Here is a 16,222-nt window from a genome sequence, read left to right as displayed (position 1 = left end):
GTTAGATAATAGTAAAAAAAACTTGATAGTATCCCATTAATTTAGCATAATAAAGAATTTAGACAATATGTTTAAAAATTTCACTCGTATAAGCTTAATACTTAGCCTTTTCGCAGGTAATGCAATGGCACAACAAAGTGCTTGGCAGTCACTCAATCAGGCGTATAAAACAGGCATGGAATTATATGAAAGAGGCAAATACGCTGCAGCATACAATCAGTTAGGTAAAGTAGAGGAAATACGAACAAAAACTACGATACAAGAAGATGAAAGCGATCAAATTTCACTCCTAAAAGAAAACGCTCGGTTCTATCAAGCTGTATGTGCGCTAGAGCTAGGCAATCATGATGCAGAAGGGCTTTTTCTCAAATTCATCAAAGATCATCCGACTAGCTCCAATACTAAAGCGGCCTATTTTCAAGTAGGACGATCTTACTTTAATCAGAAAAATTACACAAAAGCTATCGAATGGTTTAATAGGTTAGACGGCGGTAACTTGAGTGGAGGAGAAAATACGGAATATCGGTTTAAGCTTGGCTATGCATTGTTTATGACCGAAGACTATCAGACAGCAAAACCGTTATTTGCTCGCTTAAAAGATGAAAGAAACCAGTACCAGGAGGCTTCTGTTTATTATTACGCTTATATTTGTTATTTAGATAGCGAATATAAAGAGGCTTTGCGCGAATTTGAACGTTTAAAAGGGTCTAAAACTTATGAAAATAGTTATCCGTATTATATTGCCGCGCTTTACTTTTTAGATAAACGATACGATGATGTCCTCGCCTATATATTGCCAATCGTCGAAAAGACAAAACAGGAAAATGAAACGGAAATATTCCGCATTTTAGGCGCAACCTACTTCGCAAAAAACGACCTGGGCAAATCAAAAGAGTATTATGATAAATTCCAAGCAAAAGATCAAGGCAAAACGCAGAACAATCAAGACGATTATCAGATAGGCTATATCGCCTATAAAAACGGAGATTACGAAAAGGCAATCAAGGAGTTGGAAAAATTAACGGATCCAGATGCCTATTTCCAAAGTGGCATGATTCTTTTAGGTGATTCGTTTATCCAGTCAGGTAATAAAGAGAGTGCTCGTAATGCTTTTTTCAGAGCTTCGAAGTTAGATTTTGATCCTTCTATGAAGGAACAGGGCCTTTTGAATTATGCCAAACTTTCTTATGAGTTAGAATTTCACCAAGTGGCCTTAGACGCTACGCAAGAATACTTAAGAACGTATCCCCGTTCTGAGAACCTGAACGAAGCCAAGACCTTACTTGCAGAAGTACTGTTAAGCACAAAAAATTATCGTGCTGCTGTTGATGTACTGGAGTCAATCCCTAAACGCAATAAAGAAGCTGATGCAGCCTATCAAAAAGTTACCTATTATAGAGGATTAGAATATTATAATGAACGAGCGTTTGAAAATGCTATATCCATTTTTATGCGTTCCGAACAAAACCCGATTGATCCGGAATTATTGGCTTTAGCTGCCTATTGGAAGGCGGAAGCTATGTACGAAGTAAGGAAATACGGTGAAGCCACCGACAATTTTGCTCGATTCCTGAATTATCCGGCTGCTAAAAATACAGATGTATATAATTATGCTAATTACGCCTTAGCCTATGCGGCGTTCCGAAACAGTAATTACCGCATCTCTGCAAATTATTTTGGTAAATTTCTGAGCAGCGGTGCACCCATCGAGTTAAACACCCGCAATGATGCCATCGCAAGGTTGGGTGATTCTTATTTTATGTTAAAAGACTATGGCCGGGCTATGGAACAGTATAATAAATTAATGAGTTCCAAAGCCAAAACACAGGATTACGCCCTCTTTCAAAGTGGTATTATCAGAGGGCTCCAAGGCGATGCCGATGGCAAGATCAGTATCATGACAGATCTTTTGGCAAGGTATCCAAACTCGAATTATGCAGATGACGCCAGTTTTGAAATTCCTTATACCTTTTTTCTCAAAGGTGAAAACGAAATTGCCATACAGGGCTTACAAGATATGATAGAGAAGTATCCTCGCAGTAGTTACGTTGCCAGAGCCCTAGTTACTATAGGTCTTGTTCAGTATAATGAAGACAATAATGATGCCGCAGTACGAACTTTTCAACGAGTAGTAGAGCAACATGCCACTACAGATGAAGCTAAACAGGCATTAAAATCAATACAAAATATTTATCTTGACAAAGGAGATGCGCAAGGCTTTTTAGACTATGCAGGCACTACCGCACTGGGCGATTTATCGACTTCAGAGCAAGATAATATAACCTTCCAAGTGGCAAACAACTATTTTTCACGAGGTGAATATGAAGCTGCAATAGACGCTGTAAATGCATATTTCGACAAGTTTCCTAAACCGTTACAAGAGAAATTTGCCCGTTTTATTCGTGCAGAGAGTTTATATAAAACAGGGCATCCGCAAGAGGCTTTACATGATTTTAATATTATATTAAATGATTGGACCAGCGCTTATACCGAGCGGACCTTATTAAGTGTATCCAACCTCTATTTAGACCAAAAAAAGTACAATGAAGCAATTGCCCCGTTAAAAAAACTTGAGCTCACAGCGGAGTACCAGTCTCATTATGGATTTGCCATCAATAACTTAATGGTTGCTTATTTCCATATCAATGATTTCGACAACACGCTGATGTATTCTCGATATGTAAAAGAATATGAGAAATCATCAAAAGAAGACAATGCCAAGGCCAGCCTGTACGCTGCACGAGCTCACATGCTTAAAGGAGATTTAAATACAGCTAAAAAAGAACTAAATGAGGCTATTTCAACCAGTCAAACGGTTGTAGGTGCTGAAGCCAAATACAATTTAGGAAAATTACAATATGAAGCAGGCGAGTACAAAACAGCACAGGAAACTGCATTTGACTTGATTAAAAACATGCCTTCTTATGATTATTGGGTAGCCAAAAGCTTTATCTTACTTTCGGATTGTTACATCAAACTTAAAGACGAATTCCAGGCAAAAAGCACACTCCAAAGTATTATCGAAAATTATGAAGAAGACGATGATATTATTCCTAGTGCTAAAGAGCGTTTAGAGAAAATAACAGGAGAAAAACTAGACCCAGAAAAATCTATTGATACAGAAAATAAAGATGACTCTTTGAATGTAGATAGTATAGGTGTGGACAACTTGGAAACAGACAGTTTAACAACCGATAGTTTAGATATAGAAACAGACAGTTTGGATGTAGATAATATAGGAACAGATTCCACGGCGATAGACACTTCGCGGATAATGGAAAATAATTTCTAGTCTCAAAAATTTTCATCAGGAAAAATATGAATAGGTTTTTTAAACCGCAGACAATAACTACAAAGAAAAAAACCATGATATTGAATCATTCAATGTTTAGATATACATTATTAATCAGTTTTGGGCTTTATTCCTTTACTGCTTTTTCTCAAGAGGAGCAGGATCCTAATGAAGAGGCTAAAGGTCAATTGGGTGAAATCGAAGTAATAAGAGACTATAAGCCAATATTGGCAGACGCCGTAAAAATTAGACAGAGTCCCGATTTAACCAACGAGCGCAAATACCTGTCGAAGCTCAACTATAACATCTTTGATAAAAAATTAGATATAAATACCGGCACACACCGTTTAGAAATTCAGGAAGTGCCAACAGCCAGACCAGACGTACTTACTAACAATTATGCTAAAATTGGTGTAGGAAACTTTAACACGTTGCTAGGTGAAGTTTATATTAGTAACGGTGAGGATGAAGCCTTACAAGTAGGTGGATTTATTAAACATCTCAGCCAAAAAGGCACGGAGTTAACAGGACAAAATTTTAGTGAACAAAAGGTAGGTTTGTTTGGCAGAAGTATTCTGGATCAAATTACATTAAACGGTGAAATAGGTTTTAACAGATATGCAACACGATATTATGGATTTGTACCTTTACAACCAGACTTAAACAATGATCCTACCAAACAGCATTATAATGACCTTTACATAAAAGGTGAACTGAACAGTAATTACGAGGAAAATGACGAATTGTTGAGTTATTCATTAAGAGCAGATGGCTATTTATTTGGTAACGCGTTTTCTGCGAGAGAAAACTCTTTTGCATTAAGTGGTAATTTAAACAAAAAGATAAATGCCTTCAATCTCGGTGCAAACGTGTCTGGAGACTTCACAAATGTTCAAAGTCAAAACCAGAGTTTGGCTAACCATATTGCTCGATTAAATCCCTACATCCGCTTTCAAGGAAACAATTATAAAATCACGTTGGGAGCTACTCTAGTAAGCGAATTCGGAGGAGATGAAAGCCGTAACAATATCTTCCCAACGGTTGACTTGGATTTTGCTCTAGTACCGGAATACGCTAGTTTATATGCTGGAGTTAAAGGAGATGTCGTCAAAACATCTTTCAGAACGTTAGCAAATGAAAACCCATTTTTAATGGAGAGGCCTTTTATAGACTCATTGAATAATACCAACACGCTTGTTATCCATAATATGTTAGAGAAGATTCATGCTTTTGGTGGTATTAAGGGCAATGCCGGTGCCACCTTGGGCTATAAGATCGGTATCTTCTATAAGCAATTGAGCGACCTTCCGCTTTATACAATAAGCCCTAATAACCCTTCTAGATACGATATTATCTACGATAGAGGTGAAAAAAATACTGTTTTTGGTTTTGAGGGAGATGTCAACGTACGTGTATCAGAGGCTTTTACACTTGGCGGGAACCTAATATTCAACGAGTATGATCTAGAAAATGAAGCCGAAGCTTGGTTTATTCCAAAATTAAGGGTTGCGGCCAACACTAGGATTAACATAGGTAAGAAAGTTTATATTGACGGGGAGTTATTCTTTAATGATGCTATGAAAGCACGTTCATACAATAAATATGTAGGTATAGGAGGTGATCCTGACGCTCCAGTCACCGTTTCTCTTCCAGCATTCGCTGATATCAGCGCTGGTATTGAATATCGTGCCACCAAGCAGATCGGTGTGTATGTCAGAGGGAATAATCTGCTGAGCAATAGTTATCAACGCTTTCTATATTATCCCCGTTTAGGATTTAATGTGATCGGCGGGTTAAATGTTTCTTTTTAATATTTAACCTTTCTAAATTTGTCACAATACTTATTAAAGAATTAAGCGCATGTTTAATATTGGCCAATACTTATATCAGTTATTACTCATTCATGAGCAGATTGGTGTGCCTGGGATAGGTATCTTTCGCAAGGAACGTATTGCCGCTGGCTTTAATAAAGAAGAAGGGCAATTTGTGCCTCCAGTATTTACATACGCATTATTGTCGCATGCGACTGTTGACTATATTTTATTAGATTTTCTTGTCAAAAAAGAACAAATATCCCATGAACAAGCACGTGAAAAAATAGATTTGACCGTTTCTAAACTACTCAGTGAAATCGCTAATAAAGGAGAAGTTGAGCTGGATAAAATAGGTTTTCTTAAACAGAAGGATAACTCATATGTACTTGTGCCTTTCGTTTCACCCTTACCTGCCCTGCAACCAATCAGAGATATTTCTGTACAGCATGTGCCAGTTTTACCATCCACAACAAATTCTGCCGAATACTCAGACGAAGAACTGAATATTCCTGAAATTATCGGAGAACAGAATGAGGAAAACGTCGCTCCGTTACCCCATATAGAATCGCAAACAACCAGTAATCACTGGATAAAATGGGCCATTGCTGTAACAGTACCAATTATTATAGTGTTATTTTATTTTTTGTACTTTAACACGTCAGGCACACCTTCGTCAACGACGGCCGTCAAAACAAAAAGAGATACAACCTATCAAAACGGTGACCAAATATCTGCTTCCAGCGCAATAGATACTAATGCAACATCTGCAAATGTTGACACTATATCTGCCACTAATGCGATAAAAACAGAAGAAGAGCCAATTGTAAAGAAAGCTTCAAAAACACTACCATACAGCATCGTAATCGGTTCCTTTAAAACTTTGGAGTTAGCAATTAAACAAGCAGAATATTTTCGAACAATAGGCATTAACGCATTTGTATTAGAAAGTAAAATGCCCAATAATCGAAAAAAAATTTGTTATGGCTCATACGCTACGAAGGAGGAGGCCCAAAAAGATCTACCAAAAGTAAGAAGTGAAATAAATGTAGAAGCATATATTTATCCTTAGACAAAACCAAGAAATAATAATATCTTGGCTACGATATTAAACAAACAGAAGTAACATCAAAAATTTATTATTTTATAAAACATGTTTTTATTACAAGTAACAGACACACCGGCATCACTAGACACTATGCTTACCTCACCTGGAGCATCCACATTACCCGTTGAAGAATTAAGTTTAATGGATCTTCTCATTAAAGGTGGGTGGGTCATGCTTCCCTTGGCAATCCTTGCTTTTCTAGGTTTAGTCATCTTTATTGAAAGGTATTTAACGATAAAAAAAGCGTCAAGATACGATTCTAACCTAATGATACAAGTAAAACAGAATATCATGTCCGGCAGATTAGACGCAGCATTAGCGCTATGCCGTAACAGTAACGGACCGCTCGGCCGCATGTTACAAAAGGGATTAACACGTATAGGTCGCCCTATAAAAGATATTGAAGGCGCAATCGAAAATGTAGGTAAATTAGAAGTATCCAAGCTCGAAAAGAACATTAACATTCTTGGAATCATCGCTGGTATCGCACCTATGCTCGGTTTCGTTGGTACCATCATTGGTGTAATTACTATTTTTCACGAAGTGTCCTTAACAGGCGTGATTGAAATTGGAACTATTTCAGGCGGATTATATACAAAGATGGTAACTTCCGCTACAGGTTTAATTATCGGTATTACAGCTTATGTAGGCTATCATATTCTTAATATGATGGTAGACCGCTTGATACTACGTATGGAAACAGATGCTATTGAGTTTATTGATTTATTAGATGAACCCGGCAGCTAGGGTCGAACTTATATTTACGTAAGGAGATAAATTATTTGTTAGCAGAGATTTTTCTGCTTTATCAACAAACAATATTCAAATGAATTTAAGAAAAAGGGACAATAGACCAACCGCCGAAGTGCATACTGCAGCATTGAATGATATTATGTTCTTTCTACTATTGTTTTTCTTATTAGCGTCTGCAGTAGCGAATCCACAAGTAGTAAAATTACTGCTCCCAAGGTCCCAGTCTGGAGAACAATCGGTTGCTAAAAAAACAATAAGTTTGTCTATTAATAAAGATTTACAGTACTTTGTAGAAAAAGAGCAAGTACCGCTAGATCAATTAATGCCCGCCCTGCAAACATATGTGCAAGAGGGGCAAGAATTAACGGTACTTTTATACGTAGACAGAACTGTAGCCATCGAAGATGTAATTGAGGTAATGGATATAGCAAATAAACTTAAAATAAAGCTTGTTTTGGCTACAGAACCGAAAGAAAAAAGTTAAGTGTGAAGGAGTAAAATATGAATAGTCATCGGCAAGATCATGAAAATAATTACCCAAAAGCTTTTGCCATATCATCAGGTATATTTGGGGCATTTTTAATTCTATGTTTTTTTTGGATGTTGAATAATCCAGCACCTGAATTTGGTATGGGAGGACTAATTGTAAACTATGGAACTGATGATGAGGGCATGGGTGACGATTATATGAGCTTAGAAGAGCCCTCTGTAAATCCAAATGCAAACAAAACACTTCCAGATAAGGTTGTGCCAAACGAAGAACCTACACCTGTTGTATCTCAACAAACAAATGATAAAACAGTTGTAACACAAGATGTCGAAGATGCGCCGGAAGTGGTCACAAAAGAAAATGTCAAACCATCATCCACTACCCCTACAGTAACACCCGAGAAAAAGGAAAGCAAACCTACGGTTAATCCAAATGCATTGTATACGGGAAAAAAGAAAGATGGTTCAGGTATTGGCGATGGTACGGGAACAACTGCAGGCAACCAAGGGAGCTTACAGGGTAATAATATGGCGGCTAATTATGGTGAAGGCGGTTCTGGTAATGGCTTAGTTGGCCTACCTAATCGATCGTTTGCCGTAAGGCCAGAGATAGAAGATAAAGGGCAATTGGCAGGCAGGGTTGCCGTGGAGATTACTGTCGACCGAAATGGCAACGTAACTCGTGCTCGCGCAGGAGCTAAGGGCACCACACTATCAGATGCTACGCTTTGGGAAAAATGTGAAACTGCTGTACGCAATGCCCGTTTAAATGCTACGGATGGAGGTCCTGATTTACAATCAGGTATTGTAGTTTTCAACTTCAAGGTGAAGTAGGGATTTATATATTTCATGAATTACATTGAGGTAATTGATTATCTTTATAGCCGTCTACCTATGTTTACGCGTGACGGAGCTTCTGCTTTTAAAAAGGATCTAACGAACACGTTGCTTCTTTGTAAAGCTTTGGGAAATCCGCACAAACATCTAAAATGTATACATATAGCTGGCACGAATGGTAAAGGAAGCAGTTCACATATGCTAGCATCCGTACTCCAGACGGCGGGCTATAAGACAGGTTTATATACCTCCCCGCATTTGCTTGATTTTAGAGAACGAATAAAGATCAATGGACAATTTGTTTCTCAGCAATTTGTAATTGATTTTATTAGAAAAAACAAGGCACTGATCGAAAAAATCAAACCCTCTTTCTTTGAGGTTACAGCTGTTATGGCTTTTCGATATTTTTATGAGATGCAAGTTGATATCGCTATCATAGAAACGGGACTCGGAGGCCGTTTAGATTCTACCAACATCATCAGTCCTATCGTCTGTCTCATAACTAATATCGGTTATGATCACATGGACATGCTCGGCGATTCGCTGGTAAAGATTGCTCAGGAAAAAGCGGGTATCATTAAGCAAAATACACCAGTTGTAATCAGTGAGCGTCGACACAATATTGATCAGGTGTTCATTAATCATGCAGAGGAAAAGAAAGCGCCTATCTATTTTGCAAACGATGAGTGGTTAGTAGGTAATGTAGCAAATGACATTAAATTCCAATATCTCCAGGTCAAATCATTAAAAGATGAGTGCAATCATTTTGAATTAAAGCTAGATCTTAAGGGTAGCTATCAACAAAAAAATGCTATTGGTGTACTATCCAGTATCATCCAGTTAAACAAGTTGGGTTTCAAAATCAGCCAACAGCATATTAATGAAGGGCTAGCTGCCACTCAAGAGTTTACCGGATTAATGGGCCGTTGGCATACATTAGCTAATCATCCCACTATTATCTGCGACACAGGTCATAATGAAGACGGTTGGAGAGAGGTAATTAAAAATATCGGTCATACTGTCTATAAGAAACTACACATGATCATCGGTGTTATGCGTGACAAAGATTTAGATCATATGCTAAATATACTTCCAAAAGAAGCAACGTATTATTTTTGCAATCCTAATTTCGAAAGAGCTCTTCCCGCTGATCAGTTATACACTCGCTCGTCTGACTTTGGTTTAGTTGGCAAACCATATAACACTTTAGAGCAAGCATTAACAGCCGCGAGGAAAAACGCAGCAAAAGAAGACTTGATATTTATTGGAGGCAGCACCTTCGTCGTAGCGGAAGCACTGCCTTTATTTAAATATTAGGAGTTAGTTGGGCATTATCCGTGATAGACACTTATTTTTCTACAGACAACGAATACGGTAATGCATCAACAGACGTCCCACGCTGTTCGTTGGGAATGTCTACCATATCAAAATCGATTACCGCACCGTTTATGAGATCTTCATGTTTAAAGAAATTTTTATTATATGATTTCGCGTCCAATTTTACAGCTTCAATATAACGATTCTCCTGCGTGTTATTTGGAGCATTGATAACGATTTCTTTCCCTGTCTCCAATCTAATTTTGGCGCGCTTAAATAAAGGGGCTCCTATTATATATTCATCAGTTGCGGGAGTTACCGGGTAAAACCCTAGAGCCGAGAACACATACCAAGCCGAGGTTTGTCCATTGTCCTCATCCCCACAGTAACCATCAGGGGTTGGCAAATACATTCTGTTCAGGGTCTCTCGAATCCAATACTGAGTTTTCCACGGCCTACCTGCGTAGTTATAAAGATAAATCATATGTTGTATAGGTTGGTTCCCATGTGCGTACTGCCCCATATTAGCTATTTGCATCTCTCGAATCTCATGGATCACCTGCCCATAATAACTATCGTCAAATACAGGTGGCAACGTAAACACAGAATCTAATTTTGCTGTAAAGGCTTCTTGCCCTCCCATAAGATCGATCAAGCCCTGTACATCGTGAAATACAGACCACGTATAATGCCAACTATTCCCTTCGGTAAAAGCGTCCCCCCACTTAAACGGATTAAATGGGTTCTGAAATTGGCCGTCTTTATTCTTTCCCCGCATCAATCCCGTTTCTTTGTCAAATAATTTTTGATAATTTAAGCTTCTGTTACGGTATAGTGCTATTTCGTCCTTCGGCTTATTTAGCTTTTTTGCTAATTGATAAATAGCAAAATCGTCATATGCATACTCTAATGTACGCGCAGCGTTTTCGTTGATTTCAACATCGTACGGAACGTAACCCAACTCTTTATAATAATCTGCTCCAGCCCTTCCTACAGCGGTAAGCGGTCCAGCGTTATTTGCACCATGTAGTAAGGCCTCATACAAGGTTTCAATATCGTAACCCCTAAGTCCTTTAATGTACGCGTCCGCTACCACGGATGCCGAGTTATTACCTACCATTACATTACGTAAACCAGGGCTTGCCCATTCAGGTAACCAACCGCTTTCTTTATAAGCATTTACCAGCCCCTCCTGCATTTTGATATTCATTTCCGGATAAACAAGATTTAAAAACGGGAATAAGCAACGGAACGTATCCCAAAAACCGGTATCCGTAAACATGTAGCCTGGAAGCACTTTTCCATTATACGGACTATAATGGACAACATTACCTTGGGCATCGTACTCATAAAACATTCTCGGGAATAATAAAGTCCGGTATAAATTAGAATAGAAGGTTCGCATTTGATCTATATTTCCGCCGCCGACTTCTACCCTGCTCAATACCTTGTTCCAAGCATCTCTACCTGTATCTTTTAGGTCGTCAAATCCCATACCTCCAATTTCTTGTAAATTAAGCTCTGCCTGCTCATGACTAATAAAAGATGAAGAAACTTTTATATTAACCTGTTCTCCCGCCTTTGCAGTTTTAAAACCAACAATTGCCCCAACATGATCTTCTGTCAACTCTAGTTCTCCTTCCTTTAAATCCTTTCCGCTAAAAATCGAGATATTATCAAAAGGTTTATCGAATTCAATGACAAAATAATTCTTAAAATTTTCCGGTACACCACCGCTATTTTTAGTAGTATAACCGATAATTTTATTTTCTTGAGGAATCACTTTTACGTAAGACCCTTTGTCAAAAGCATCAACAACAATATAGGCACTGTCCGTTTCAGGGAAGGTGACTCTAAAAAGCGCGGCCCTTTCAGTCGGAGTAATCTCCGTAGTAACATCGTGATCCGCAAGGTAAACACTATAATAGTAAGGAGTTGCCACTTCCGCTTTATGGGAAAACCAACTTGCCCGATCATCTTCTGTGAATTTTAATTCTCCTGTTACCGGCATAATAGCAAACTGACCGTAGTCATTCATCCATGGAGACGGCTGATGTGTCTGTTTAAAGCCGCGTATCTTATCTGCGTCATACGTATACATCCAGCCATCTCCCATTTTCCCTGTTTGCGGCGACCAGAAGTTCATTCCCCATGGCCTTGCTATAGCAGGATAAGTGTTTCCAGTAGAAAGACTGGGTTTTGATAGCGTACCTACCAATGTATTGACGTAAGTAACCGGATCGGATACTTGGTCTACTTCCTGCGCATAGACAGTTGCGGCAAAGGAAAGAAAAAATAAAAGACATAGCTGTTTCATTCGTAATTGATTTTTATAAATAATTAGGTAAGTACAACTTTATTAGGTTATACTTATTTTTTCTTTTGGCTAATTGTTTCCGTAATCCAAATATTACTTCTCCTATTGGTGCCTTTGTAACGTCGTTTGGCGGTTTATAACAGCCTATTTCAGTTTAATTACAGCTAATATAAGCAAAAGAATTTGGCAAGCTAAAACGTTAAAGTGAAAAATATATTGATCACCGTTACTGAAAATAATCATTAAGGTTTATGAACCTGAAGGAAACTTTTGCAATCTAATATTCAGTGACACCAAAAAATATCTGGCAAGCCTATTATTTCTCACGTCAAAGATATCATTTCCCGTTACCTCTCGCCTAACCCCAGTATTCTGATTAAATAAATCAAACCCTTGAACCCGTATAGCTGCCATATCATTTTGAAAAAAAGATTTTTCAATATAAACATTTAACAAAGTAGGATTTACGTTTATATAATTACTGTAGCCAGTGTTAAGACGTTGAGAAAAATCGACACTTAAGATCCACTTCTTCGGTAAATAGCACTTACTGCCAAAACCTAAGCTGAATGTATTAGCCTCCGAATCAATAAACGTTGGTATATCATAAGTAATCTTATTAACAGTATAACTGCTTCTTAAATCCGCTTCTATTAGATCCTCAATCTGAAAGTTCATTTGCAAATTCTGGGCAAACACTATATTCTTGCCCACATTTCTAACATTATTCAGATAGGTCAAATTATTTGTATAATCCAGAGACCCATTAAGGTTCAGCGTGAGGATTTTTCCGGCTAAAGGAGTACTATAATGATAAAAGCCACGCATATCGTAAAAACCATCGGCATTTAAAAACTCTGTTTCCTGTATAGTGCTGTTTGGACTACTGATCCTATTGGCTACCACTTTATCCTGCACATGCGTAAATGACAAATTGGTAAAAAAAGAACTTCCATTATGTATGCTAAAATGCCTATACTGTAAGCTTAACATATTCATGAATTCAGGTTTGAGGTTAGCATTACCAACCACTACATATTGCGGATTTGTAATATCACGTATTGGCTGTATTTGGGTGAATGTTGGCTGATTATTCTGCCCTCTATAGCTAAATGCTAAATTACTTGTCTTATTGATGCTGTATTGTAATCGAGCACTCGGTACAAAATTCAGGTTATTAATATGCGTAACAACCTCTCTTGATGGTGTTTTGCCGTCTAATTTTGTTGGTTGCAAGGCAAAACCAACCGTGTACTTAAAACGGTCAATATCCCCTTGATAATTTAACCCGAATTGATGGGTTTGAAACAGATAATCATAATCTATACTAAGCGAATCAATCAACTGCTCACTTGAAGTCAATGTATCGATACCAAATGTGTTTCTAGCATTTGCAATCGAATTAGATTCATACTGGTAATTCAATTCAAGATAGCTCCTCTTAGTCACTGGCTCTGTATATGCAATATTGAATAAAAGACTTCGATCATAACTAAAATTATGTACCCTTTGATTAAATATTTCATAACTTCTTGACGGACTAGCTGATGATTGGGCAGAATCGATATTTGTTATAAAATCGTTTACATCATCATCTCGATTACGCTTATAATAATCTATTTTAGAGGTAAAAGTAAAGTTTCGACCGTTTTTTGGGAATCTATGGTTATAAAAAATATCAATATCAAAATTTGGATCAGAAGAAGCTCCAGAGACATTATATATACGATCAGTAAAAACAGCATTATTCGTAATAGTACTATGGGTTTCGCTTAGCAGTTTACTCGATAAATAAGACGCGGTTGGCGTAATCTTTAAGTAATTTGCCGTATCAATATTAGCTTCAATTGTCCAGGTAAGTTTATGTTTGATATTTTCTGTTCTTGAATTGACTTCATCTCTTGCATTTATTACTCTATTCTGGTAAATACTTTGAAGACCTGAGGTACCAACGGTTTGGTTATCTCTTTTGGTGAATGTATATCCTCCATAAACAGTTACACCCTGAGCAATATCATCTCGATAATTCACGCCAATGGAGTTTGCTGTATTAACCCCATCACCCGCATCCATCATACTATTCAAATCAGGGCCGTTTCGGCTACCTGCCCCACTGACATCCCCAAAACTAAATAAGCTCGTATTTGTGTTGTTTGTAGACCCAAGTATGGAGAGTTGTTTACTTCCGTTAAATCTATTTGCAGAAAAGCTTCCTATATAACGTCCATGTGTTTTATCGTTCAAATCAACTCCTCCACCCGCAGTTACCTGACCGAAGGCGCCAAAGTTTTTTTCGTCTTTTATAGTAACGTTTAAAACCTTCTCCGGTTCTGTGTTCCGAATCCCCGTAATATTTGCCTGGTCTCCGTAATCGTCTATTATTTGTATATTTTCTATAATATCTGCAGGTAAATTACGTGTTGCTGTGAGCACATCTCCATCAAAAAAATCTTTCCCGTTTACTTTCACACGTGTTACTCGTTGGCCTTGTGCATCTATATTACCATTTCTATCCACCTGTAAACCAGGCATAAGTTTGATCATTTCTTCCAATAATGCATTTTCTCGAACATCATATGCTCGCGCATTATATTGAACAGTGTCCTGTTTAATTACTACGGGTACAACCCCATATACAGCAATTTCCTGCAATTCCTGAGGTTGCTCCTTTAAATTAACAGTCACAAGTTCTGTAATAGGTAAAAGAACATTAGAAGTATACTGACGTTCAAACAATTGGAAACCTATTAAACTAAAAGTCAACTTAAAATCATTTGCCGCAACCTTGTTAAAAACAAATCTACCCTGATCATTTGTACTTACCATCATGGTATCCTGTTTCGCATAAAGACGAACAGTCACACCTACCAAAGGTCTTCCTGTAGAATCTTGCACTACACCACGCACTTCTCTAGTTTGCACTTGCCCTTTTGCCTCAACAAAAAAAACAAAAACTAACATCATGCATAATAATATTTTGTGCATATTTATTCCAACCTACTTTATAGCCCTAAAACAAGTAAACGGCAAACCGATAAAACTTCTTATAAAGAACCTACAATAACTAACACGATATATCTTTTTCCAGTGAAATATACTAATTAATTATCTTTAGGCAATAAAAAAGGGTTGCCAATTTTATAATTGACAACCCTCTTCTTCCGCATCACTTGAAGCTACGTGGTATTCACATAACCATGGCATTAATATTAACTACTCACCGCTATAAGCAACTTTCGGAACGTGCTTATCAATTTCCCAGCGACCAGTACCTTCCTCACCTATTACATCGAACATTTCTAAAATCCGCCTTGCCACGTACTCTTCTTCTATTTGTTCTGCTAAGAACCACTGAATAAATTGAAAAGTAACAAAATCTTTTGTTTTAAAACATTTTTCGGCAATGTTATTAAATTGCGCTGTAACATGCATTTCTTGTTCTAGTGCTAACTCGAAAACACTCCTGAACGATTCAAAGTCTTTCGGTATATTTACTATTTCTGGAGATACCGCTTTTCCTCCCCTATCATTGATATAGTTAAATAACTTAAGCATATGGGTACGCTCCTCCTCTGCCTGTTTAGCAAAATACCCCGCACTAAAATCATACCCTTGATCATCACACCAAGAAGACATCGCTAAGTATATCGCAGACGAATGTGCCTCAACCTTAACCTGTTCATTTAATATTTTTTCTATTTCTTCGTTTAACGAAGTTTTTAATCTTAATAAATCTTTCATAACTCAACAGTATTAACAAAAATGTGTTTAAGTCAAATAACGACTACAATCACTTATGCAAAGTAAAAGATTTAAACCTTAAGTTGCTTAAAATAAAAACAATACGTATTGAGTCTAAATTAGACACTTAAACAAAAAAGGAACGAAAAATCGTTAATTAAATAGTTGAAGACGATATCGGGGAAACGTTCAAACAGTCTTTGATAATACCCGGAAGTTCCATCATAAACTTAGCTCCGTATAGTAGTTCCTTGAGGTTAAGAACATCCGTTACACTAAGTACAAAACATCTTTGCGATCTAAAGGGCATAATAATGGTATAGTCTGCTCCGGGCTGAGGATCGTATAAAATTTGATCAATATCTATTGCTTCGACCTGTTTTCTAAAGTTTAAAAAATCAGCTACCTTAAATGGCGTACAATCTCCAGCAAACTCTAACCAATAACAATTTTTGTTGCTGCACTGCATAACCGCACCAAACTCCGTTCTAAAAATTTCATCTAAGCTCGCAAAGGCACAAAGCATATCTAGCAATTAAGATTAACCAAACTTCTCT

11 protein-coding genes are annotated in these 16,222 nt (G+C 37.4%); 7 read left to right on the top strand and 4 right to left on the bottom strand.

All coding sequences use genetic code 11. The features are described from left to right. Positions 1 to 67: 67 nt before the first annotated feature. The 7 genes from H8S90_RS11485 (at position 68) to H8S90_RS11455 (ending at position 9,607) form a co-directional block, all read left to right on the top strand. A complete protein-coding gene (locus H8S90_RS11485) occupies positions 68 to 3,292 on the top strand; it encodes a tetratricopeptide repeat protein (RefSeq protein WP_187342664.1) in 3,225 nt (1,074 codons plus the stop codon). A 92-nt stretch (positions 3,293 to 3,384) separates the two neighbouring features. Then, positions 3,385 to 5,103, top strand: a complete 1,719-nt coding sequence (locus H8S90_RS11480; RefSeq protein ID WP_187342663.1) for a TonB-dependent receptor — start codon at positions 3,385 to 3,387, stop codon at positions 5,101 to 5,103. A 49-nt stretch (positions 5,104 to 5,152) separates the two neighbouring features. After that, a complete protein-coding gene (locus tag H8S90_RS11475) occupies positions 5,153 to 6,175 on the top strand; it encodes an SPOR domain-containing protein (protein ID WP_187342662.1) in 1,023 nt (340 codons plus the stop codon). A gap of 81 nt (positions 6,176 to 6,256) precedes the next feature. Continuing rightward, the gene (locus H8S90_RS11470) at positions 6,257 to 6,958 is read left to right on the top strand and encodes a MotA/TolQ/ExbB proton channel family protein (RefSeq protein WP_187342661.1); all 702 of its coding nucleotides are present in this window, start codon (positions 6,257 to 6,259) and stop codon (positions 6,956 to 6,958) included. Between the two features lie 79 nt (positions 6,959 to 7,037). Further along, positions 7,038 to 7,448, top strand: a complete 411-nt coding sequence (locus H8S90_RS11465; protein ID WP_187342660.1) for a biopolymer transporter ExbD — start codon at positions 7,038 to 7,040, stop codon at positions 7,446 to 7,448. A 17-nt stretch (positions 7,449 to 7,465) separates the two neighbouring features. Continuing rightward, complete coding sequence (locus H8S90_RS11460) at positions 7,466 to 8,287, top strand: energy transducer TonB (RefSeq protein ID WP_187342659.1); 822 nt, start codon at positions 7,466 to 7,468, stop codon at positions 8,285 to 8,287. A 15-nt stretch (positions 8,288 to 8,302) separates the two neighbouring features. After that, on the top strand, positions 8,303 to 9,607 hold the full coding sequence (locus tag H8S90_RS11455; RefSeq protein WP_187342658.1) for a folylpolyglutamate synthase/dihydrofolate synthase family protein: 1,305 nt from the start codon (positions 8,303 to 8,305) through the stop codon (positions 9,605 to 9,607). A gap of 31 nt (positions 9,608 to 9,638) precedes the next feature. Here the strand turns inward: H8S90_RS11455 and H8S90_RS11450 are convergent, their stop codons facing one another. The 4 genes from H8S90_RS11450 to H8S90_RS11435 all read right to left on the bottom strand — a co-directional run bounded on the left by H8S90_RS11450 (position 9,639) and on the right by H8S90_RS11435 (position 16,191). Then, entirely contained in the window at positions 9,639 to 11,924 is a 2,286-nt protein-coding gene (locus H8S90_RS11450; protein WP_187342657.1) for a GH92 family glycosyl hydrolase, read from the bottom strand. Positions 11,925 to 12,173: 249 nt separating this feature from the next. Next, positions 12,174 to 14,888, bottom strand: coding sequence for a TonB-dependent receptor (locus H8S90_RS11445; protein WP_187342656.1), 2,715 nt, complete (start codon positions 14,886 to 14,888; stop codon positions 12,174 to 12,176). A gap of 249 nt (positions 14,889 to 15,137) precedes the next feature. Continuing rightward, positions 15,138 to 15,665, bottom strand: coding sequence for a ferritin (locus H8S90_RS11440; protein ID WP_187342655.1), 528 nt, complete (start codon positions 15,663 to 15,665; stop codon positions 15,138 to 15,140). Between the two features lie 157 nt (positions 15,666 to 15,822). After that, positions 15,823 to 16,191 (bottom strand): hypothetical protein, encoded by a 369-nt coding sequence (locus H8S90_RS11435; protein ID WP_187342654.1) that lies wholly within the window; start codon positions 16,189 to 16,191, stop codon positions 15,823 to 15,825. Positions 16,192 to 16,222 lie beyond the last annotated feature (31 nt).

This window comes from Olivibacter sp. SDN3, assembly GCF_014334135.1.
In the GTDB taxonomy this organism is placed as follows: domain Bacteria; phylum Bacteroidota; class Bacteroidia; order Sphingobacteriales; family Sphingobacteriaceae; genus Olivibacter.
Note: the sequence above shows the minus strand (reverse complement) of the source record. Positions and strands in the feature narration are given on the sequence as shown.